At 63.2% G+C, this 21,038-nt stretch carries 21 protein-coding genes and 1 pseudogene; 18 read left to right on the top strand and 4 right to left on the bottom strand.

From position 1 onward, the window contains the following. The first annotated feature begins 27 nt into the window (after positions 1–27). The 5 genes from FRZ40_RS05245 to ftsB all read left to right on the top strand — a co-directional run bounded on the left by FRZ40_RS05245 (position 28) and on the right by ftsB (position 5,497). Complete coding sequence (locus FRZ40_RS05245) at positions 28–822, top strand: alpha/beta fold hydrolase (RefSeq protein ID WP_028365809.1); 795 nt, start codon at positions 28–30, stop codon at positions 820–822. A 147-nt stretch (positions 823–969) separates the two neighbouring features. Continuing rightward, entirely contained in the window at positions 970–2,631 is a 1,662-nt protein-coding gene (locus FRZ40_RS05240; RefSeq protein WP_028365808.1) for a CTP synthase, read from the top strand. Then, complete coding sequence (gene kdsA / locus FRZ40_RS05235; protein ID WP_028365807.1) at positions 2,628–3,482, top strand: 3-deoxy-8-phosphooctulonate synthase; 855 nt, start codon at positions 2,628–2,630, stop codon at positions 3,480–3,482. Before FRZ40_RS05240 ends, kdsA begins: the two co-directional genes overlap by 4 nt. A gap of 137 nt (positions 3,483–3,619) precedes the next feature. Next, positions 3,620–4,903 (top strand): phosphopyruvate hydratase, encoded by a 1,284-nt coding sequence (gene eno, locus FRZ40_RS05230; protein WP_147233549.1) that lies wholly within the window; start codon positions 3,620–3,622, stop codon positions 4,901–4,903. Positions 4,904–5,068: 165 nt separating this feature from the next. Next, positions 5,069–5,497 (top strand): cell division protein FtsB, encoded by a 429-nt coding sequence (ftsB, locus tag FRZ40_RS05225; RefSeq protein WP_028368593.1) that lies wholly within the window; start codon positions 5,069–5,071, stop codon positions 5,495–5,497. 127 nt (positions 5,498–5,624) lie between these two features. On the opposite strand, the gene FRZ40_RS05220 is transcribed toward ftsB, so the two are convergent. The 3 genes from FRZ40_RS05220 to FRZ40_RS05210 all read right to left on the bottom strand — a co-directional run bounded on the left by FRZ40_RS05220 (position 5,625) and on the right by FRZ40_RS05210 (position 7,670). After that, positions 5,625–6,008, bottom strand: coding sequence for a hypothetical protein (locus tag FRZ40_RS05220; RefSeq protein WP_147233548.1), 384 nt, complete (start codon positions 6,006–6,008; stop codon positions 5,625–5,627). Positions 6,009–6,131: 123 nt separating this feature from the next. After that, the gene (gene hslO, locus FRZ40_RS05215) at positions 6,132–7,082 is read right to left on the bottom strand and encodes an Hsp33 family molecular chaperone HslO (protein ID WP_028368591.1); all 951 of its coding nucleotides are present in this window, start codon (positions 7,080–7,082) and stop codon (positions 6,132–6,134) included. A gap of 63 nt (positions 7,083–7,145) precedes the next feature. Further along, on the bottom strand, positions 7,146–7,670 hold the full coding sequence (locus FRZ40_RS05210) for a gamma carbonic anhydrase family protein (RefSeq protein WP_147233547.1): 525 nt from the start codon (positions 7,668–7,670) through the stop codon (positions 7,146–7,148). Positions 7,671–7,875: 205 nt separating this feature from the next. Here FRZ40_RS05210 and FRZ40_RS05205 point away from each other — a divergent pair, with 205 nt between their 5' ends. The 10 genes and pseudogenes from FRZ40_RS05205 (at position 7,876) to FRZ40_RS05160 (ending at position 16,870) form a co-directional block, all read left to right on the top strand. Further along, positions 7,876–8,730, top strand: a complete 855-nt coding sequence (locus tag FRZ40_RS05205; protein ID WP_147233546.1) for a ferritin-like domain-containing protein — start codon at positions 7,876–7,878, stop codon at positions 8,728–8,730. A gap of 79 nt (positions 8,731–8,809) precedes the next feature. After that, positions 8,810–9,706 (top strand): alpha/beta fold hydrolase, encoded by an 897-nt coding sequence (locus FRZ40_RS05200; protein ID WP_028368589.1) that lies wholly within the window; start codon positions 8,810–8,812, stop codon positions 9,704–9,706. Between the two features lie 88 nt (positions 9,707–9,794). Continuing rightward, a complete protein-coding gene (locus tag FRZ40_RS05195) occupies positions 9,795–10,625 on the top strand; it encodes a 3',5'-nucleoside bisphosphate phosphatase (protein ID WP_028368588.1) in 831 nt (276 codons plus the stop codon). 73 nt (positions 10,626–10,698) lie between these two features. After that, positions 10,699–11,334: an L-threonylcarbamoyladenylate synthase gene (locus FRZ40_RS05190; RefSeq protein WP_147233545.1), complete on the top strand. Its 636-nt coding sequence runs from the start codon at positions 10,699–10,701 to the stop codon at positions 11,332–11,334. 58 nt (positions 11,335–11,392) lie between these two features. Next, entirely contained in the window at positions 11,393–12,055 is a 663-nt protein-coding gene (locus FRZ40_RS05185) for a site-2 protease family protein (protein ID WP_028368586.1), read from the top strand. 9 nt (positions 12,056–12,064) lie between these two features. After that, positions 12,065–13,267: a tryptophan--tRNA ligase gene (locus FRZ40_RS05180; RefSeq protein WP_028368585.1), complete on the top strand. Its 1,203-nt coding sequence runs from the start codon at positions 12,065–12,067 to the stop codon at positions 13,265–13,267. Further along, positions 13,267–13,883: pseudogene (locus FRZ40_RS05175) on the top strand (class I SAM-dependent methyltransferase). Before FRZ40_RS05180 ends, FRZ40_RS05175 begins: the two are co-directional and overlap by 1 nt. 42 nt (positions 13,884–13,925) lie before the next feature. Next, a complete protein-coding gene (gene dapA, locus FRZ40_RS05170) occupies positions 13,926–14,834 on the top strand; it encodes a 4-hydroxy-tetrahydrodipicolinate synthase (RefSeq protein WP_028368583.1) in 909 nt (302 codons plus the stop codon). A 105-nt stretch (positions 14,835–14,939) separates the two neighbouring features. Continuing rightward, positions 14,940–16,088, top strand: coding sequence for an outer membrane protein assembly factor BamC (bamC, locus tag FRZ40_RS05165; protein ID WP_028368582.1), 1,149 nt, complete (start codon positions 14,940–14,942; stop codon positions 16,086–16,088). A gap of 8 nt (positions 16,089–16,096) precedes the next feature. Continuing rightward, positions 16,097–16,870, top strand: coding sequence for an MBL fold metallo-hydrolase (locus FRZ40_RS05160; RefSeq protein WP_028368581.1), 774 nt, complete (start codon positions 16,097–16,099; stop codon positions 16,868–16,870). Between the two features lie 99 nt (positions 16,871–16,969). On the opposite strand, the gene FRZ40_RS05155 is transcribed toward FRZ40_RS05160, so the two are convergent. After that, entirely contained in the window at positions 16,970–17,668 is a 699-nt protein-coding gene (locus FRZ40_RS05155) for a Bax inhibitor-1/YccA family protein (protein WP_028368580.1), read from the bottom strand. Positions 17,669–17,993: 325 nt separating this feature from the next. Between FRZ40_RS05155 and ndk the strand changes: the two genes are divergently transcribed. From ndk to FRZ40_RS05140, 3 genes are all read left to right on the top strand, one after another. Then, entirely contained in the window at positions 17,994–18,419 is a 426-nt protein-coding gene (gene ndk / locus FRZ40_RS05150; RefSeq protein WP_028368579.1) for a nucleoside-diphosphate kinase, read from the top strand. Between the two features lie 108 nt (positions 18,420–18,527). Beyond that, positions 18,528–19,676, top strand: coding sequence for a dual-specificity RNA methyltransferase RlmN (rlmN, locus tag FRZ40_RS05145; protein WP_147233544.1), 1,149 nt, complete (start codon positions 18,528–18,530; stop codon positions 19,674–19,676). Positions 19,677–19,886: 210 nt separating this feature from the next. Next, positions 19,887–20,987 (top strand): helix-turn-helix domain-containing protein, encoded by a 1,101-nt coding sequence (locus tag FRZ40_RS05140; protein ID WP_028368577.1) that lies wholly within the window; start codon positions 19,887–19,889, stop codon positions 20,985–20,987. The last annotated feature ends 51 nt before the right edge of the window (positions 20,988–21,038 follow it).

Here is a 21,038-nt window from a genome sequence, read left to right as displayed (position 1 = left end):
AACAAATCAGAACGGAGGTGGCGGCGCTTGAAGAACATCATCCATTTCTCGCATGCAAACGGATTTCCCGCGTCCACGTATCGGACGATCTTCGCCGAACTCGCGGATGACTACGACATGCGTTTCATCGAACGGATCGGACACGACGCGCGCTATCCCGTGACGCGCGACTGGCCGCATCTCGTCGAGGAGTTGCTGGACGACGTGGAGCGGACCTACGAGAACCCTGTGTGGCTCGTCGGTCATTCGCTCGGCGGCTATCTGTCGCTGATGGCGGCGCTCAAAAAGCCGCAATGGGTGCGCGGCGTCGTGATGCTCGATTCGCCCGTTATCGCGGGCTGGCGCAGCAACATGCTGCGCGTGTCGCAATGGACGGGGCTCGACGAGCGCCTGTCGCCGGCAGCCGCGACGCGCACGCGCCGAACGCGCTGGAACAGCCGCGACGAGGCGTGGCGGCACTTTCACGCGAAGCCCGCATTTGCCCGCTGGGACGAGCGTGTGCTGTCCGATTACATCGACTTCGGCATCCCTCAGGCCGCCAGCGACGGCACGCGCGAACTGGCCTTCGACCGGCTGACGGAATACCGCATCTACAAGACCTTGCCGCACACCTTCGGAAGCCGCCTGTTGCGCGGCGCGCCCGTGCCTGTCGGCTTCGTCGCCGGGACGCGCTCGCGGGAAGTGCGGCAAGCGGGCTTGCACGCGACGCAGCGGCTGGCAGGCGAGCACTTCGAATGGATCGAAGGCAGTCATCTGTTCCCCATGGAGCGCCCGATAGAAACCGCGCGTGCTGTTCAGAGAATGCTGCGCGGGCTGGAATAGGGCGCCGGAATCCGCCGCACATCGCAGCAAAATGCCGCCGCGGCAGCGCGTCGAAACGAACGTCCGGTCGATGCGAACGAGCCGCCCCAGGTCTGGGCTGGAAGCACGCGTTCGGGTATAATCCGTTTTTCCCGCGAGCATCCAGCGATGACCAAATATGTTTTCGTCACCGGCGGCGTAGTTTCTTCCCTCGGCAAGGGTATTGCCGCCGCTTCCCTCGCCGCGATCCTCGAATCGCGCGGTCTGAAAGTCACCCTCCTCAAGCTTGATCCTTACATCAACGTCGACCCCGGCACGATGAGCCCGTTTCAACACGGCGAAGTGTTCGTGACGGAAGACGGCGCTGAGACGGACCTCGACCTCGGCCACTACGAGCGCTTCATCAGCACGAAGATGCGCAAGGCCAATAACTTCACCACGGGCCAGATTTACGAATCGGTGATCCGCAAGGAACGCCGCGGCGATTATCTCGGCAAGACGGTCCAGGTCATTCCGCACATCACGAACGAAATCCAGGCATTCGTCGAACGCGGCGCGGCATCCGCGACGTGCGGCGAGCCGGATGTCGCGATCGTCGAAGTGGGCGGCACGGTGGGTGACATCGAATCGCTGCCGTTCCTCGAAGCCGCGCGTCAGATGAGCCTGCGTATGGGCCGCAACAGCGCATGTTTCGTGCACCTCACGCTGGTTCCGTTCATCGCCACCGCGGGCGAACTGAAAACCAAGCCGACGCAGCACAGTGTGCAGAAGCTGCGCGAAATCGGTATCTATCCGAACGTGCTGCTGTGCCGCGCCGACCGCCGCATCCCCGACGACGAGCGCGCGAAGATCTCGATGTTCTCGAACGTGCCGGAAGACGCTGTGATCTCGGTGTGGGACGTCGACAGCATCTACAAGATTCCGCAAATGCTGCACGATCAGGGCCTCGACGAACTGATCTGCGAAGAGCTGAAGCTCACGGCCAAGCCCGCCAATCTGTCGATCTGGTCGGAAATGGTCGAGAAGCTCGAGAACCCGAAGAGCGAAGTGACCATCGGCATGGTCGGCAAGTACGTCGAACTGACCGAGTCGTACAAGTCGCTGATCGAAGCGCTGCGCCATGCGTCGATCCACACGTCGACGAAGGTCAACATCGAATACATCGACTCCGAAGAGCTGGAAGAGAACGGCGTCGACAGCCTCAAGCATCTCGATGCCGTGCTGGTGCCGGGTGGCTTCGGCCGTCGCGGCACGGAAGGCAAGATCAAGGCGATCCGCTTCGCACGCGAAGCGAAGGTGCCGTACCTCGGCATCTGCCTCGGCATGCAGCTCGCGGTGATCGAGTTCGCGCGCGACGTCGTCGGTCTCAAGGATGCGAACAGCACGGAATTCGACCAGGACACGCCTAACCGCGTGGTCGCACTGATCACCGAGTGGTACGACCGTGAAGGCAAGGTCGAGAAGCGTACGGAAGAATCCGATCTGGGCGGCACAATGCGCCTCGGTTCTCAACGCTGCCCGATCAAGCCGGGCACGATGGCCGAAGAGATCTACGGCAAGGATGTGAACGAGCGTCACCGTCACCGTTATGAAGTCAATAACCGCTTCGTGCCCCAGCTCGAAGCGGGCGGCCTTATCATCAGCGCCCATACCCCGAGCGAAGATCTGCCGGAAATGATGGAACTGCCGCGTTCGATGCACCCGTGGTTCGTCGGCGTTCAGTTCCACCCTGAATTCACGTCGACGCCGCGCGACGGCCACCCGTTGTTCAAGGCGTTTGTCGAAGCGGCGCGCGCGCATCGCGAAGCGAGCGTCGAGGAGAAAGTATGAAACTGGGCGATTTCGAAATCGGCCTCGACAAGCCGTTTTTCCTGATCGCGGGCACCTGTGTCGTCGAATCCGAACAGATGACGATCGACACGGCCGGCAAGCTGAAGGAAATCTGCGCGAAGCTGAAGATCCCGTTCATCTACAAGTCTTCGTACGACAAGGCCAATCGCAGCAGTGGCAAGTCGTTCCGTGGCCTGGGAATGGACGAGGGTTTGCGCATCCTGTCCGAAGTGAAGCGTCAGCTCGGCTTGCCCGTTCTGACCGACGTGCACAGCGAGCATGAGATCGAACCAGTTGCGTCCGTCGTCGACGTGCTGCAAACGCCCGCGTTCCTGTGCCGTCAGACGGACTTCATCCATGCGTGCGCGCGTTCGGGCAAGCCCGTCAACATCAAGAAGGGCCAGTTCCTCGCGCCGCACGACATGAAGAACGTGATCGACAAGGCGCGCGACGCGGCGCGTGAAGCGGGTCTGTCCGAAGACCGTTTCATGGCCTGCGAGCGCGGCGTGTCGTTCGGCTATAACAACCTCGTGTCGGACATGCGTTCGCTCGCAATCATGCGTGAAACGGGCGCGCCCGTTGTGTTCGACGCGACTCACTCGGTGCAATTGCCGGGCGGGCAGGGAACGAGTTCGGGCGGTCAGCGCGAGTTCGTGCCTGTGCTGGCGCGCGCAGCTGTCGCGACGGGTATTGCGGGCCTGTTCATGGAAACGCATCCGAAGCCGTCCGAAGCGAAGTCGGACGGTCCTAATGCCGTGCCGCTGCATCGCATGGCCGATCTGCTCGAGACGCTGATGACGCTCGATCAGGCCGTGAAGCGCACACCGTTCCTCGAGAACGATTTCAACTGATGCACGCACGCGCGCCAGGCCCTTGCGGCGCGGCGCGCGCGTTTCAATCCGATGGTCGTCGAACGCGTCCGGACGCGTGTTGTCGAAGTGATCCGGACGTCTCATCTTAAGAATTCATCGTCATTTCAGAGGAAACCATGAGTGCTATCGTAGATATCATCGGTCGCGAGATTCTCGATTCGCGAGGCAATCCCACCGTCGAATGCGACGTGCTGCTCGAATCGGGCACGATGGGCCGCGCGGCTGTGCCGTCGGGTGCGTCGACGGGCTCGCGTGAAGCGATCGAACTGCGCGACGGCGAAGCTGGCCGCTACAGCGGCAAGGGCGTACTGAAGGCCGTTGAGCACATCAACACTGAAATCTCCGAAGCGATCATGGGCCTCGACGCTTCCGAGCAGGCTTTCCTCGACAAGACGCTGCTCGAACTCGACGGCACCGACAACAAGTCGCGCCTTGGCGCGAACGCGATGCTGGCCGTGTCGATGGCCGTCGCGAAGGCTGCCGCTGAAGAAGCCGGCCTGCCGCTGTACCGCTACTTCGGCGGCTCGGGTGCGATGCAGTTGCCCGTGCCGATGATGAACATCGTCAACGGCGGCGCGCACGCGAACAACAGCCTGGACATCCAGGAATTCATGATTGTCCCGGTCAGCCAGCCGACCTTCCGCGAAGCACTGCGCTGCGGTGCCGAAGTGTTCCACGCGCTGAAGAAGATCCTGTCGGACCGCGGCATGAGCACGGCAGTCGGCGACGAAGGCGGCTTCGCGCCGAACTTCGGCAGCAACGACGAGTGCCTGTCGACCATCCTGCAAGCGATCGAAAAGGCCGGCTACCGCGCCGGTGAAGACGTGCTGCTCGCGCTCGACTGCGCAGCGAGCGAGTTCTACCACGACGGCAAGTACCAGCTGGCGGGCGAAGGCCTGCAGCTCTCGTCGGCAGAATTCGCGGACTACCTCGCGACGCTCGCCGACAAGTTCCCGATCGTGTCGATCGAAGACGGCATGCACGAAAGCGACTGGGAAGGCTGGAAGATCCTGACCGACAAGCTCGGCAAGAAGATCCAGCTGGTCGGCGACGATCTGTTCGTGACGAACACGCGCATCCTGAAGGAAGGCATCGAGAAGGGCATCGCGAATTCGATCCTGATCAAGATCAACCAGATCGGCACGCTGACGGAAACCTTCGCGGCAATCGAAATGGCCAAGCGCGCGGGCTACACGGCCGTGATCTCGCACCGCTCGGGCGAAACGGAAGATTCGACGATCGCGGATATCGCTGTCGGCCTGAACGCCGGTCAGATCAAGACAGGCTCGCTGTCGCGCAGCGACCGCATCTCGAAGTACAACCAGCTGCTGCGTATCGAGGAAGATCTCGGCGATATCGCCAGCTACCCGGGCAAGTCGGCGTTCTACAACCTGCGCTGAACGCCATCGGTTCATGCTTTTGAGACGGATTGATGGGCAAGAATGACGCTTGCTGTCAACATTTCGTCTCAATAAGCGTTAAACCGGTTATGCTTCGCTACTGATTCACCTTGTCGCCCTGCGTAAAGCGCAGGGCGACGCATATTCAACCCTGCAATTCACTTCATGCGGCTCGTCACCGTTGTTCTGCTCGTCCTGCTTGTGCTGATCCAATACCCGCTATGGTGGGGTCATGGCGGCTGGCTGCGTGTTCACGAGCTGCAACAGGAACTGGCGCAGCAACTGAAGAAGAACGCAGACGCGAAAGAGCGCAACGAGCGCATCCAGGGCGAGGTGCAGGATCTGCAGAACGGCACGGCAGCCGTCGAAGAGCGTGCCCGCTACGAAATGGGCATGGTCAAAGACAGCGAGGTGTTCGTGCAGTTCGTGTCACCCAATTCGCCGTCGCCGGCGGCGAACGCGCCGCAGTCGAACACGTCGACGCGCGGACAGATCACAGGCGCGCCGCTGCGTGTGGTGCCGAATCCGGAGTCGCGCGCGAAGCCGGATCGCAAGCACGCGAAAAAGGATGCGAAGGAGAAGAAGCCCGGTTAATCGTTCGCTAATAGCGAAACGGGCGCATCGGATTAATAAAGAAAGGCGCGGTTCATGCGAACCGCGCCTTTTGTTTTGTGCGTGACGTATCGGCGTGCTCCGGCCGTCATTCACGCCGCTACGCGACTCACCAGCCCCAACCCCAGCCCGGTGCATAGCCGTAACCGATGCCCGTGCCCCAGCCATGTCCCCATCCGCCGCTCGAATAGCTGCCGTAGGCGGAGACGGGCGGCGCCGCGTAGCGCGACCATGCCTGCGCGGCGGCGTCGGCGGCCATCGCCTGGTTCTGCTCGGCCATGACCTGCTTGTCGATCTCGTCGTAACGGGCGCGCTCTTCGGGCGTCAGCGGCTGCGCCGTCGCGGCGATGCCGGACTGGTCAGCGGGCAGACGGCTGTAAATTGGCGACGGACCGGGCGGATCCATCATGCAGCCGGACAGCGCGGCAGCGCCCGCCACGAGCGCCAGCGCGGCCATGCGGTGCGCGGATTGCAGAAGGGAAGGGGCAAACATGTCGACCTCCATCGGTCGGATACCTAAGCAAATGGGCGGCATGCATTCGGTGCACCGCCCTCGACTGATGATACCGCGTCGCCGTCCCGCCGCAGCGAGACCAGGCGACGCAGTCAGTCAGCTTCAGTGCCGCTGGTCGGCGGCGGGCGCCACGCCTTGTGAGAGCCCGCTCGCCACGAAAAGTTGCGCGACGTCGACGGGGTCGAACTCGTACCGTTCATTGCAGAACTCGCAGTGAATCTCGACGTGTCCGCGCTCTTCGATCACGCCGTCCACTTCCTCGCGACCCAGCATCTTCAGCATGTTGCCGACGCGCGCACGCGAGCACGTGCACTCGAAGCGCGTCCGTGCCGGCTCGAAATGCTGGACGTTTTCCTGCCAGAAGAGGCGGCGGAACAGCGTGTTCGGCTCTTCCGCCAGCATCTCATCTTGCGACAGCGTGCTGCCCAGCGTGCACAGGCGATCCCACGTATCGGCGTCGATTTCGCCCGGATGCGGAACGATGCCGCCGTCGCCCGGCAGCTTCTGCAGCAGCATGCCAACGGCGCGCTCGTCGTTGGCCGCGAGCCACAGGCGTGTATCGAGCTGTTCCGAGTGGCGCATATAGTGCTCGAGCACCTCCGCCATCGACTCGAGCGGTCCGTCCACGCCCGACAGCGGCACGATGCCCTGATACGGTTGCTGGCCCGGCACTGTGCTTTTCGGATCGAGCGTGATCACGCAGCGGCCATGTCCGCCGACGTTGAGGAGATCGACCAGCGAAACATCGTCGGGAATCGCGTTCGCGGCGTCGCCGGAAAACTTGGCCGTCGCCCGCATCGACAGGTCCGAGTTGCACTGGACGACGAGCATCTTCACGGGGCCGTCGCCGAAAATCTGCATGATCAGCGTGCCGTCGAACTTCAGGTTCGCCGACAGCAGCGCGCACGCGGCCATCATTTCACCGAGCACGTTCCTCACGGGCGCGGGATAGCTCCGGCGCGTCAGCACTTCCTGCCATGTATTGCGCAACGAAACGATCTCGCCCCGAACGGGCGCCGCGCTGAACATGAATTTTTGCAACTGGTCACTCACAACTTTTCCTCGGTCGAACCGCGCGGTGGGAAAGCCACGCGTGGCGCGCCGTGCGGTCGGCAACTAGCCGATGCGCACGAGTTGCGCCTTGAAATAATCCCTGCGCTCCACGTAGATGTCTGCAGCGCGCTTAAGGCCTTTGATATCTGCTTCAGTCAGTTCCCGGACAACCTTTGCAGGCGAGCCGAGAATCAGGGAATTGTCAGGAAAAATCTTGCCTTCTGTCACGACGGCGCCTGCGCCAACCAGACAATTGCGGCCGATGACCGCTCCATTCAAGACCACGGCCTGAATGCCGATCAGCGCGCCTTCCTTGACGGTGCAACCGTGCAGCATTGCCTGGTGGCCGACCGTCACGCCCGCTTCGAGCGTCAGCGGAAAACCCGGATCGGCGTGCAGCACGGCGCTCTCCTGTATGTTAGTGCCCTTGCCGATCGTGATCGGCTCGTTGTCGCCGCGAATCGATGCACCAAACCAGACACTGGCGTTTTCTTCGAGCGTCACCTTGCCGATGATCGTCGCCGTGTCCGCGACGAACACGCTTTCGTGAATGGTCGGGGCTGCATCGCCAAGCTTGTAGATTGCCACAGTGTCTCCTCGGGTCTCGGACGCCGTGCCGCCGGTGAACGGCTTGCGCAGCGGATTACGCGAAATGGCTGCATTTCGCGCGGCATGGTCGAATCGCGTATTGTAAACGGTTGTGCCATAGGCCCGTGTGAAGCGTGCGTCTGGACCGCGCCATGCCGGAATTCCTCGTTTTTAGCCCAATTTTTCGCCGTTTTTCTGTTTAGCAATGCCAGCTGCCGACACCCTCCGCCCCCATTCCGGGTCTTGCGTCCGTTTCGAAGCGCTCGCCGTCCTGATGGAACGTGTTCCCGCCGCGAAGGCCGCGGCGGCACAGGCGCTTTATGCACGCGTGCAGGAAGGCAAGGCCGCCGTGTCGCCGCGACGCGTGTTGGACGAGCCGCCCGATTTGCCGGGCCGCCCCGAGCGGCCCGAATTGGTCGAGCCGCGCAAGCTCGGACGGCGCAGCATGCAGTCACCGGAAGGGCGGGCGGTGCTGTTGCACGCGCTCGCACACATCGAGTTCAACGCGATCAACCTCGCCCTCGACGCCGTGTGGCGTTTCAACGGCATGCCCGAAGCGTTCTACGTCGACTGGCTGAAGGTGGCGTCCGAGGAAGCCCATCATTTTTCGCTGCTCACCACGCGGCTGGCGGAATTCGGCCACACCTACGGCGATTTCCCCGCGCACGATGGCCTGTGGGACATGTGCGAGCGCACGCGCGGCGATGTGCTCGCGCGCATGGCGCTCGTGCCGCGTACGCTCGAGGCGCGCGGACTCGACGCGTCGCCCCCCATCCGCGCGCGTCTGCAGCAGGCAGGCGATCACGCGTCGGCGGCGATTCTCGACGTCATCCTGCGCGATGAAATCGGTCATGTGCTGATCGGCAACCGCTGGTTCCGTTACTTGTGCGACAAGATAAGCGCCGACGCGCATCAGACGTATCTGCGCCTTTCCGATGAATATCGCGCGCCGAAATTGCGTGGACCGTTCAACTTCGAAGCACGCCGCGACGCCGGTTTCGAAGAAGAAGAGCTGGCCGCGCTGGCGGGTCTCGAAGCGCCGCCGCGCACGGACGACTGATACGCGCTTCGAAGTTGTCTTCGACCGCCGCGCAACGATCCCGATATAATCGAACGATCATTCTTTTTTGCTAGTCGCCATGGACCGTCCTCTCCAACCTTCTGTTTCCGAATTCGTCACCGTACGAGGTGTGCGACTGCACGTGCGCCGCTGGGGCCGTCCGGGCGCGCCGATGCTCTTCATGCTGCATGGCTGGATGGACGTCGCGGCGTCGTTTCAGTTCGTCGTCGACGCGCTCGCGGGCGACTGGCAGGTGATCGCGCCCGATGCACGCGGCTTCGGACTGTCCGATTGGCCTGTCGCGCAGCAGAGCGGTGGCCACTACTGGTTCCAGGAATATCTGGCCGACCTCGAAGCGTTGCTCGATCACTACGCGCCGACGGGCGAGCTAAACCTCGTGGGCCACAGCATGGGCGCGAATGTCGTGTGCCTCTATGCAGGCGTGCGGCCCGAGCGCGTGCGGCGTGTGGTCGATCTGGAAGGATTCGGGCTCGCGCCGTCGAAAGCGGCGCAACTGCCGCGCCGGATTGCGTCCTGGCTCGACGAACTGCGTGAGCCGCCGACGCTGCGCCCCTACGCGACGCTCGACGACGTCGCCGCGCGCCTCATCAAGACCAACGCCCGGCTGGACCCGCGGCGCGCGCGTTTCCTTGCGCAACACTGGTCGAAGCCGGACGGCGCGGGCGGTTACATGCTGCTCGCCGATCCCGCGCACAAGATTCGCGGGCCGCTGCTGTATCGGCTCGACGAAGTGATGGCCGTCTGGGCCAATGTGCGCGCGAGCGTGCTGCACGTCGAAGCCGTCGCGTCGCCGACCCTCGCTGCGCTGGCAGGCAACATTCCGCTCGACGAATTCAAGGCGCGGTTTCAGGCGTTTCCTGACTGGCGCGAAGAATTCATCGATAACGCGGGCCACATGGTTCATCACGATCAGCCGGAGCAGGTCGCGGCGCTCATCGAAGCGTTTTGCGCCTAGCACCCGTCGCGGATCGTGAGTCGGCGAATCCTCTGCGTCCGCTTACTGCGTTGCAGTAAAATGAAGTGATTCCGCAATCAAGAAAATGATGAACGCCGACCTGCATTGCCATTCCACTGTGTCCGACGGCGCGTTCGCGCCAGCCGAAGTCGCGCGCCGCGCGCAAGCCGGCGGCGTGACACTGTGGGCGCTCACGGATCACGACGAAATCGGTGGTCAGGTCGAAGCGCGCGAGGCGGCCGAGGCGCTCGGCATGCAGTATCTGAGCGGCGTCGAGATTTCGGTGACATGGGCGTCGCGCACGATACACATCGTCGGTCTGCATGTCGATCCTGCCTGCAAGGAACTCGTCGAAGGGCTCGAACGCACGCGCAATGGCCGCGCCGCGCGGGCGGAAGCGATCGGCGAACAGCTGGCGGCGCACGGCGTTCCCGACGCGTACGAAGGCGCACTGAAGTATGTGTCGAATCCCGACATGATTTCGCGCACGCACTTCGCGCGCTTCATGGTCGACAAGGGGTATGCGGAGAACACGCAGGACGTGTTCAACCGCTTTCTCGGCGACGGCAAGCCGTGTTGCGTGACGCATCGCTGGTCGAAGCTCGCCGACGCCGTCAAATGGATCCAGATTTCGGGCGGCGAAGCCGTGATCGCGCATCCGGGCCGCTATGCATACACGCCGACCGAGTTCGACGCGCTGTTCGGCGAGTTCATCGATCTCGGCGGCAAGGCAATCGAAGTCGTCACGGGCAGCCACACGCCCGATCAGTACCGCGAATACGCGGACGTCGCGCGGCGCTTCGGTTTCGAGGCATCGCGCGGTTCCGATTTTCATGCGGCGGGCGAGGGCCGCGTCGAACTCGGCAGTCTGCCGCCGTTGCCGTCCGATCTGAAGCCAGTCTGGGAACGTTGGCTGTAAGCTCTGGTTTCGCACGCTGCACGGGCACGCGCTGCATGAGCCGTCGCTGTTCACCGACATCCTGACCGACATCATGTCCCAATACTTTCGGCTTCATCCCGACAATCCGCAGCCGCGCCTCATCAAGCAAGCCGTGCAGATCATCGAGAGCGGCGGTGTGGTCGCGCTGCCGACCGATTCGAGCTACGCGCTCGCGTGCCAGCTGGACAACAAGAATGCCGTCGATCGCCTGCGGCGCATACGCGGCATCGACGAGCGGCAGCTGCTGTCGCTGCTCGTGCGCGATCTGTCCGAGCTGGCGAATTTCGCGCTCGTCGACAACCGCCAGTACCGCCTGATCAAATCCGTGACGCCCGGTCCATATGTCTTCGTGCTGCAGGCGACCAAGGAAGTGCCGCGTCGTCTGTCGCATCCGTCGCGCAAGACAATTGGCCTGCGCGTGCCCGACCATGCGATCACGCTCGCCATTCTCGAAGAACTCGGCCAGCCGCTGCTCGGCTCGACGCTGATTCTGCCGGGCGAGACGCAGCCGCTGAACGACCCGGAGGAAATCCGCGACAAGCTGGAAAAACAGCTCGATCTGGTGATCGACGGCGGCGCGTGTCCGTGCGAGCCGTCGACGGTGATCGACCTGACGGGCGAAGAGCCCGTGCTGGTGAGGCCAGGGCGCGGCTCGCTCGCGCCGTTCGGTCTCGAAGAGACGGCATAGCAGTCACATGAACGAAAGCCGACAGAGCCGCAAGGCGCCGTTGTTACAATAGAGCGATATGGATTCCTCCCTGATACAGACCATTGTTGTCTACGCGCTGCCGGTGATTTTCGCGATCACGCTGCACGAGGCGGCGCACGGCTACGTCGCGCGCATGCTCGGCGACAACACCGCGTACGTGCTCGGCCGCGTGTCGTTCAATCCGATGCGGCACATCGACCCGATCGGCACCATCGTGATTCCGCTGGTGCTGTACTTCGCCACCAGCGGCGCGTTCATGTTCGGCTACGCGAAGCCGGTGCCCGTTGCTTTCGGCAATCTGCGCAATCCGCGCTGGGGCTCGCTGTGGGTCGCACTCGCCGGGCCGCTGTGCAACTTCGTGCAAGCGCTCCTGTGGGGCGTGTTCGGCGTGGCGCTCGCCGCGCTCGCCATCGACGAACCGTTTTTCACGCGCATGGCGCGCGCCGGCGTGTTCGTCAACCTGGTGCTCGGCGTGCTCAACCTGTTTCCGCTGCCGCCGCTCGACGGCGGCCGCGTGCTGACGGCGCTGCTGCCCGTGCGTCCCGCAATGTTGCTCGCGCGCCTCGAACCGTTTGGCTTTTTCATCGTGATGGCGCTCGTGATGACGGGCACGCTGACGCGCTTCTGGCTGAGTCCGCTCGTGAATATCGGCTACGCGGCAGTGACGGCTATCCTGACTCCCCTCGTTTCGCTTCTATAAATCAAAACCATGTACCCCGACCGTATCTTCTCCGGTATGCGGCCTACCGGCTCGCTGCACCTCGGCCACTATCACGGCGTGCTGAAAAACTGGGTGCGCCTGCAGTCCGAGTATCCGTGCTTTTTCTGTGTGGTCGACTGGCACGCGCTGACGACGCACTACGAAACGCCGGACGTCATCGAGACGAGCGTCTGGGATGTGCTGATCGACTGGCTTGCTTCGGGCATCGATCCCGCGCAGGCAACGCTCTTCATCCAGAGCCGCGTGCCCGAGCATGCGGAACTGGCGCTGCTGCTCGGCATGAGCACGCCGCTCAGCTGGCTCGAACGCGTGCCGACCTACAAGGAGCAGATCGAGAAGCTGCGCGATAAGGATCTCGGCACGTATGGCTTCCTCGGCTATCCCGTGCTGATGGCAGCCGACATTCTGCTGTATCGCGCGTCGCTCGTGCCCGTCGGCGAGGATCAGGTGCCGCACGTCGAAATGGCGCGCGAAATGGCGCGCCGCTTCAACTACATGTACGGCCGCGAGCCGGGCTTCGAAGAGAAAGCGAACGAAGCCGCGAAGAAGCTCGGCGGCAAACGCTCGAAGCTGTATCACGAGCTGCGCAACGCATATCAGCAGGAAGGCAACGAAGAAGCGCTCGAAAAGGCGCGCGCGATGCTGTCGGAATCGCAAAGCCTGTCGATGAGCGATCGCGAGCGCCTGTTCGGCTACCTCGAAGGCTCGCGCAAGATCATCCTGCCCGAGCCGCAGGTGCTGCTGACGGAAGCGTCGCGGATGCCCGGTCTCGACGGCCAGAAGATGTCGAAGTCGTACGGCAACACGATCGGTCTGCGTGAAGACGCCGAAACGATCACGAAGAAGGTCCGCACGATGCCGACCGACCCGGCGCGCGTGCGCCGCACCGATCCGGGCGACCCGGACAAGTGCCCGGTGTGGCAGCTGCATCAGGTCTACACCGACAGCGACACGCACGAATGGGTGCAGAAAGGCTGCCGCTCGGCGGGTATCGGCTGTCTCGAGTGCAAGCAGCCGGTGATCGAAGGCATTCTGCGCGAACAGCAGCCGATGCTGGAGCGCGCGCAGAAGTACATGGACGACCCGTCGCTGTTGCGCGCGATCGTCGCCGATGGCTGCGACAAGGCACGCCGTTTCGCGACGGAAACGATGCGCGATGTGCGCGAGGCGATGGGCCTGTCGTACACCTGATGGCGGACAGTCTGAGCCCGGGCGCGTCGGGTGCGAGCCATGCGGCGATCGGCGCGCCGTCGCGCTGGGTGACGCGCTGGGCCCATCTGGTGGAAGCGGGTGGCGCGGTGCTCGACGTCGCATCGGGGCGGGGCGGCATGCGCGGTTCTTCGCGTCGCGCGGCCATCCCGTCATGGCCATCGACCGCGATGCGGCGGCGCTGGCATCGATGAGCGGCATGCCGGGCATCGAAACCCTCGCCGCCGATATCGAAAGCGGTTCGTGGCCGCTCGCGTCGAATGCGCAATTCTCGGCCGTCGTCGTTACCAACTATCTGCACCGGCCGCTCTTTCCCCATTTGCTGGCTGCGCTCGCGCCGGATGGCGTGCTGATTTACGAGACCTTTGCGCAAGGCAACGAGACGGTCGGCAAGCCATCGAACCCCGCTTTTCTGCTCGCGCCCGGCGAGCTGCTCGACGCGGTGCGAGGGCGGTTACGTGTCGTTGCATTTCAGGACGGTTTCCTCGCGGAACCGCGCCCCGCCTACGTGCAGCGCATCTGCGCGATTCGCGAAACGGACGGGTCGGTCAAAGCGAAAGATAAGGGGGTTCCCCCGCGTTACGATTTGGCCGGCTAATCCGCTACAATCGAAGTTTATCGAACAAATTCATGACGTTTCATGGCTAACGGCACTCAGCAAGACGGCGTCGCGATTCGCGGCAGCATTCCCGCCATCATCACCCCGATGCTCGAAGACGGCAGTCTCGATCTGCCGGCGTTCCGCAAACTGGTCGACTGGCACATCGAAGAGGGCACGAACGGGCTGGTCGTGGTCGGCACGAGCGGCGAGTCGGCGACGCTGTCGGTCGAAGAGCACGTGCTGATGGTCAAGACGGCCGTCGAGCAGGCGGCGGGCCGCATTCCCGTGATCGCGGGCGCGGGCGCCAACTCGACCACGGAAGCGATCGAGTTGACCGAGCAGGCGAAGAAAGTGGGTGCCGATGCCACGCTGCAGGTCGTGCCGTACTACAACAAGCCGACGCAGGAAGGCATCTACCGCCATTTCGCGAAGATCGCCGAAACGGTCGATCTTCCCGTGATCCTGTACAACGTGCCGGGCCGCACCGTCGCGGATATGTCGAACGAGACGATCCTGCGCCTCGCGAACGTGCCGGGCATCATCGGCGTGAAGGAAGCGACGGGCAATATCGACCGTGCCGCGCATCTGATCAAGTCGGCGCCCGCGCACTTCGGCATTTACAGCGGCGACGATCCGACGGCGATTGCGCTGATGCTGCTGGGCGGCCACGGCAATATTTCGGTGACGGCAAACGTCGCACCGCGTCTGATGAGCGAGCTGTGCAAGGCGGCGATCGCGGCCGACGCGAAGACGGCGCGTGAAATCCATCTGAAACTTCTCTCGCTGCACAAGAACCTCTTCATCGAATCGAATCCGATTCCCGCGAAGTGGGCGTTGCAGCAAATGGGCCGCGTCAAGGGCGGCATCCGTCTGCCTCTCACGCCGCTCGACGCGCGCTACCACGACGTGGTCCGCGCTGCGCTGCGCGAGGCAGGGCTGCTCGGCTGAGCACCTGTTTTTCAGGCGCCCTCCGGCTTTTTTTCAACTGACGTCGATATCGCCCACGGTCCTGCACCGAATCCGGCAGCGCGTTCTAGCTTCACGAAGGACCCCATGAAACGTTCCGCACTTTCCCTCCACGCAACGCGCCTGGCGGCGCTGACGCTTGCGGCTGGCACGGTTGTGTCGCTTTCTGGCTGCGAGTCGCTGAACGACATGCTCGCGTCGGACCGCGTGAACTACAAGGCCACCGCGAGCGCGCCGCCGCTCGCCGTGCCGAGCGATCTGACGGCTGCGCAGATCGATCAGCGCTATGTGGCGCCGCCCGCAGGCACTGCGCTTGGCGGCGCGCCGGAGCGCGCGAAGACGGCGGCCGGCAATCTGACGGAAGGCGTGCCGAGCGCGCAGGATCCGATGGGCATGCACGTCGAGCGTGACGGCGATCGCCGCTGGCTCGTCGTGAACGGCCGCTCGCCGGAACAGTTGTGGCCGCAGTTGCAGGAATTCTGGACGGAGAACGGCTTTTCGCTGAAGACGGACGCGCCGTCGACGGGCATCATGGCCACCGACTGGGCCGAGAACCGCGCGAACATTCCGGACGACTGGTTCCGTCGCACGGTTGGCAAGGTAATCGACTTTGCCTACTCGTCGGGTACGCGCGACAGCTTCCGCACGCTGGTGTCGCGCGACGCGAGCGGCGGCACGGACATTTCGATCACGCACGCAGCGATGGAAGAAGTGATGACGGGGCAGGACAAGACGTCGTCGCGCTGGGTCGAGCGTCCGCGCGATCCCGCACTTGAAGCCGAGTTTCTGGCCAAGATGATGCAGAAGTTCGGCCTCACCGATGCGCAATCGAAGCAGCTGCTGACGAACGCGCGTCCGGCAACGGCGGCGGCGCAGCTCGACAAGACGGCAGGCGGCGCGACGCTGGATCTGCCTGAATCGTTCGATCGCGCCTGGCTGCGTGTCGGCCTCGCGCTCGACCGCACGAACTTTACGGTCGACAACCGCGATCGTGAAAAGGGCATCTACTACGTCCGTTACGCGGATTCGATGCAGGAACTCAAGCGCGACGGCCTGTTCGGCAAGCTGTTCTACAGCGACAAGAGCGCGAAGAAGGACAGCCACGAATTCCTCGTCAATGTTCGCTCGAAGGGCGATGCGATGACGCAGGTTGCCGTTGTCGACTCGAACGGCCAGGTGGATACGTCGTCGGACGCGCAACGCATCGTGTCGCTGCTGCACGCGCAACTCAACTAAGGCGGGTCGTGCGATTCGCCAGTCTGGGAAGCGGCAGTGAAGGCAATGCATTGCTGGTCGAAGCCCAGAGCGGTGCAACGGCCACGCGGGTTCTGCTGGACTGCGGCTTCTCGGGCAAAGAGATTGCCCGTCGGCTAGAGCGGCTGGGCACGGGCGTCGACGAACTCGACGCCATTCTCATCACCCATGAACATAGCGATCACATTGGCAGCGCGCTCACCCTGGCGCGCAAGCTGTCGATTCCGCTGTACATGAGCTGGGGTACGGCGCGCGCTGTCGGCGCCGACGAGGCCGATATCGACCTGCACGTGCTGTGGGGCGACGAGGCCGTCGCGATCGGCGATCTGAGCGTGTTGCCGTACACCGTGCCGCACGACGCGCGCGAACCGCTGCAATACGTCTTCTCTGACGGCGCGTCCCGGCTGGGCGTGCTGACCGATGTTGGCACGTCGACGCCGCATATCGCCGCCGTGCTGAGCGGCTGCGATGCGCTCGTCCTCGAATGCAATCACGACGTTCAGATGCTCGCGGCATCGCGGTATCCGCCGTCGCTGAAGGCACGGATCGGCGGAAATCACGGTCATTTGAACAATGACGCGGCGGCAGAAATCCTCGCGTCGCTCGACCGCTCGAAGCTGCGGCATCTGGTCGCGGCGCATCTGAGCCAGCAGAACAATCTGCCCGAGCTGGCGCAGGCGGCGATGGCCGCCGTGCTCGGCGCGGCGGCGACGGAAGTGGTGGTCGCCACGCAAAGCGAAGGATTCGCCTGGCTGAGTCTTTGACTTTGCGGTTCACGGCAAAATGAAAACGCCCGTGACGATTTCTCGTCACGGGCGTTTTGTTTTGGCTAGCCGCTACCAGCGGCTAACGACCGGCGTCGATCAGTTGCGGTTGCCGCCGAAGATGCCGAGGATCGACAGCAGGTTCACGAACACGTTGTACAGATCCAGATAGATCGCGAGCGTGGCCGTGATGTAGTTCGTCTCGCCGCCGTTCACCACACGTTGCACGTCGAACAGCATGTAAGCCGAGAAGATCACGATGGCCAGCACGGACACCGTCAGCATCAACGCAGGCAGTTGCAGAAAAATATTCGCAACCATCGCCAGCAGCAGCACGATCACGCCCATAAACAGCCACTTGCCGAGGCCCGAGAAGTCGCGCTTGCTGACCGTGGCGATCGTCGCCATGGCCGCGAAGATCACACCAGTGCCACCGAAGGCGAGCATGATCAGCGACGGCCCGTTCGAAAAGCCGAGGATGAAGCTCAGTAGCCGCGACAGCATCAGGCCCATGAAGAACGTGAAGCCGAGCAGCACGAACACGCCGGCGGCGCTGTCCTTCGTCTTCTGGATCGCGAACATGAAGCCGAACGCGATCGCGAAGAACGCGAGCATGCTCATGGCCGGGCTGGTGGCGGCGAACAGCGAGAAGCCGGTCGCGACGCCCACCCACGCGCCGAGAACTGTCGGCACCATTGACAGCGCGAGCAGCCAGTAAGTGTTGCGCAGTACCCGGTTTCGAGTCTCGGCCGTGGTGACGGAGCCGCCGCGGCCAAAGTTATAGGGATATTCGTTCATGGTCTCTCCTTGCGTCAGACGCAGTGTTGCGACGTGGCTTGCAACGGTTTTCGTACGGTGCCGGCTGGCGGTTGCCATCCGGCACGCGAACCCACAACCCTAAGATTAACGCTGGATCGGGGAGTTTCAATGCGGCGCACAACACCGTGCGATTTCATTGTGTTACCCCTTTCTTAGCCCTGTCTTAAAAAGAAGTATGCGGGAATCGCGGCACTTTCGTTTCGACCTTACGGTATCGTAAGGGTTCAATCGCAATCATACACGGGAACATGCTACAATAGCGGATTCATTTAAATCTGTAACCTCTTAATTTTCTGGAGTTTTTATGGCGCTCGAACGCACCCTGTCGATTATCAAGCCGGACGCAGTGGCCAAGAACGTGATCGGCCAGATCTACAGCCGCTTCGAAAACGCTGGCCTGAAGATCGTGGCTTCGCGCATGGTTCACCTGTCGCGCGCCGACGCAGAGAAGTTCTACGCTGTGCACGCAGCACGTCCGTTCTTCAAGGATCTGGTTGAATTCATGATCTCGGGTCCGGTTCAGGTTCAGGTTCTGGAAGGCGAAGGCGCCATCCTGAAGAACCGTGACCTGATGGGCGCAACGGATCCGAAGAAGGCCGAAAAGGGCACGATCCGCGCTGACTTCGCCGACAGCATCGACGCCAATGCAGTCCACGGTTCGGACGCTCCGGAAACGGCAGCCGTCGAAATCGCGTTCTTCTTCCCGGCGGTCAACGTCTACTCGCGCTAAGCGCTTCGTAAGACAGCAGTAATAGCAGCAGGAGCGGGCGCGAGCGGTATGCGCGTTCATGCAGCTTGTTGCATGAACGCAGTCTCGCACTGAATGGCAGGATTCGATATGACGAGCAGTCCAACCGTCAACCTTCTCGATCTCGACGCCGCTGGTCTCGTCGCGTATTGCGACAGCCTCGGCGAGAAGCCGTTTCGCGCCAAACAATTGCAGCGCTGGATTCACCAGTACAACGCTGCCGACTTCGACGGGATGACCGATCTCGCGAAGTCCTTGCGCGAAAAGCTGAAAGGCCGTGCATCGATCACGATGCCGCCTATCGTCAGCGACAATATTTCCTCGGACGGCACACGCAAGTGGCTTGTCGACGTCGGCAATGGCAATGCCGTCGAAACCGTGTTCATTCCCGAAGAAACGCGTGGCACGCTGTGCGTGTCGTCGCAGGCGGGGTGCGCCGTCAACTGCCGGTTCTGTTCGACGGGCAAGCAGGGTTTCTCACGCAATCTCAGCACGGGCGAAATCATCGGGCAGTTGCGCATGGCCGAATTCGCGCTGCGCGCGTCGCTCGGCGCGGCCGGCGGTCGCGCAACGGGCGGCGAAGGCAAGGGAGAGCGCGTCGTCACGAACGTCGTGATGATGGGCATGGGCGAGCCGCTGCTCAATTACGACGCGGTCGTGCCAGCCATGCGCCTGATGCTCGACGACAACGCATACGGCCTGTCGCGCCGCCGTGTCACGCTGTCCACGTCGGGCGTGGTGCCGATGATGGACCGGCTCGGCGCCGATCTCCCCGTTGCGCTTGCCGTGTCGCTGCACGCACCGAATGACGCACTGCGCGACGAACTGGTGCCGCTCAACAAGAAGTATCCGCTGCGCGAGCTGATGGCGGCTTGCCAGCGGTATCTGAAAGTCGCGCCGCGCGATTTCATCACGTTCGAATATTGCATGCTCGACGGCGTAAACGACAGCGAAGCCCATGCACGCGAGTTGCTGGCCGTTACACGCGATGTGCCGTGCAAGTTCAACCTGATTCCGTTCAATCCGTTCCCGGAATCGGGTTTGTTGCGTTCGAAGAACGAACAGATCAGGCGTTTTGCACAGGTGCTGATCGACGCAGGCGTCGTCACGACCGTGCGCAAGACGCGTGGCGACGACATCGATGCAGCCTGCGGTCAGCTGGCGGGCGCTGTGAAGGATCGTACGCGCCTCGCCGAGCGCACCGGCAAGGCGAAGGTCATCGAAGTCCGCCCCGTGTAAGGCTCTCGACAGGCGCAAAGAGGCGGCAAGCCAGCAAGCCGGCCTCTCGGGGCGCGTCATGTCGGGTGATGTGAAAAGAAAGTTTGCAAAATCGATCGGAAGCGGCACGCACAGCCGCACATTTTGTTATAAACGGTCTGCGAAACCGGGCCAGGCAAAAAGCCGCCCGCTCGCATGAGTGATAAAAGAATCGACGCGAAAGGATTTGGGATGAGTGAGCCGCAGCACCCGCAACCGCACGACATGGATACGCATTCGGATCGACCGCTGCCGGCGGCCGCGCCGGCTGCCGTGCCGAGCGGGTTCGACTCGCTGGCTGCCGTCGGCGCGCGGCTCGCGCAGTTGCGCGAATCGAAAGGTTGGTCGGTCGAGGACGTGTCGGCGCGTCTGAAAGTGTCGCCGGGCAAGCTGCGCGGCCTCGAAGCAGGCGATCTCAGCCAGTTGCCGGACACGACCTTCGCGCTGGGCGTGTTGCGTAGCTACGCGAAGATGGTCGGCACCGATCCTGCACCGATGACGCAGGCGCTGCGTCGTGAAAAAGGCGTGCCGGAACCCGCGCTGACCATGCCCGCGTCGGCGGGAACGGATTTGCCGCGCGGAAAAGTGTCGCTGTCGCTTGGCACCGGTGCGCCGCGCCGTCGTTCGTGGATCTGGGTGGTCGCGCTCGCTGTGGTCGTCGTGGTCGCGCTCGCGATGTGGCATACGAACAATGGCGATTCGAACGCATGGCTCGCGCGTCTGAAGGGCATAGCGGGCGGTTCGGCAAGCACGGAAGGCGCGTCGTCGGTAGTGGGCCAGCCGGCGAGCGGCGCATCGGTGACGGGCGAAGTGACCCCGTCGGCGTCAGAACCGCAAGCCGGCGCGCAAACGCAAACGGCCGCAGAAGGCGCGTCCGCGACGCCGATGCCCACGCCGCTGCCAATGGCAGGCGCCGCGCCGGCATCGAATGCAGCATCGGCGTCCGCGCCGGCTGCTGCCGCGCCGAAGGCCGCGAGTGCGGCTCCCGCTGTCGCAACGGTTGCGTCGGCCGCTTCGGCTGCCGAGCCGACAGTTGCACCCGAGGGCTCGTCGACGGTATCGCTGACGGTCAAGCAGGACAGCTGGTTCAGCGTGCGTCAGAAGGACGGCAAGGAAGTGTTCTCGGGCCTCGTGCACGGCGGTGAGACGAAGGAAATCAGCGGCCAGCCGCCGCTCAAGGTGACGGTTGGCAACAAGGCGGGTCTGGACTCGATCACGCTGGACGGCCAGCCGGTCGACCCGGCCAAATATGCGTCGGCGAAGGGCAATGTGGCGCGCTTCGCGTTGCCTTGACGCAAATCAATCGTGTGCGTCGCGGCTTTGGGGCCGCGGCGCTTTTTCAAT

Origin of the sequence: Paraburkholderia azotifigens (assembly GCF_007995085.1) — a bacterium.
GTDB classification, from domain to species: Bacteria; Pseudomonadota; Gammaproteobacteria; order Burkholderiales; family Burkholderiaceae; genus Paraburkholderia; species Paraburkholderia azotifigens.
This window is presented reverse-complemented; position numbering and strand designations above follow the sequence as displayed.

Coding starts and splice junctions, on each gene's coding strand:
- bamC (WP_028368582.1), top strand. CDS start 14,940: ATGAAACGTTCCGCACTTTCCCTCCACGCAACGCGCCTGGCGGCGCTG.
- kdsA (WP_028365807.1), top strand. CDS start 2,628: ATGAAACTGGGCGATTTCGAAATCGGCCTCGACAAGCCGTTTTTCCTG.
- eno (WP_147233549.1), top strand. CDS start 3,620: ATGAGTGCTATCGTAGATATCATCGGTCGCGAGATTCTCGATTCGCGA.
- FRZ40_RS05220 (WP_147233548.1), bottom strand. CDS start 6,008: ATGTTTGCCCCTTCCCTTCTGCAATCCGCGCACCGCATGGCCGCGCTG.
- ndk (WP_028368579.1), top strand. CDS start 17,994: ATGGCGCTCGAACGCACCCTGTCGATTATCAAGCCGGACGCAGTGGCC.
- FRZ40_RS05200 (WP_028368589.1), top strand. CDS start 8,810: ATGGACCGTCCTCTCCAACCTTCTGTTTCCGAATTCGTCACCGTACGA.
- FRZ40_RS05180 (WP_028368585.1), top strand. CDS start 12,065: ATGTACCCCGACCGTATCTTCTCCGGTATGCGGCCTACCGGCTCGCTG.
- rlmN (WP_147233544.1), top strand. CDS start 18,528: ATGACGAGCAGTCCAACCGTCAACCTTCTCGATCTCGACGCCGCTGGT.
- FRZ40_RS05190 (WP_147233545.1), top strand. CDS start 10,699: ATGTCCCAATACTTTCGGCTTCATCCCGACAATCCGCAGCCGCGCCTC.
- FRZ40_RS05185 (WP_028368586.1), top strand. CDS start 11,393: ATGGATTCCTCCCTGATACAGACCATTGTTGTCTACGCGCTGCCGGTG.
- FRZ40_RS05240 (WP_028365808.1), top strand. CDS start 970: ATGACCAAATATGTTTTCGTCACCGGCGGCGTAGTTTCTTCCCTCGGC.
- FRZ40_RS05155 (WP_028368580.1), bottom strand. CDS start 17,668: ATGAACGAATATCCCTATAACTTTGGCCGCGGCGGCTCCGTCACCACG.
- FRZ40_RS05205 (WP_147233546.1), top strand. CDS start 7,876: ATGCCAGCTGCCGACACCCTCCGCCCCCATTCCGGGTCTTGCGTCCGT.
- FRZ40_RS05140 (WP_028368577.1), top strand. CDS start 19,887: ATGAGTGAGCCGCAGCACCCGCAACCGCACGACATGGATACGCATTCG.
- ftsB (WP_028368593.1), top strand. CDS start 5,069: ATGCGGCTCGTCACCGTTGTTCTGCTCGTCCTGCTTGTGCTGATCCAA.
- dapA (WP_028368583.1), top strand. CDS start 13,926: ATGGCTAACGGCACTCAGCAAGACGGCGTCGCGATTCGCGGCAGCATT.
- FRZ40_RS05195 (WP_028368588.1), top strand. CDS start 9,795: ATGAACGCCGACCTGCATTGCCATTCCACTGTGTCCGACGGCGCGTTC.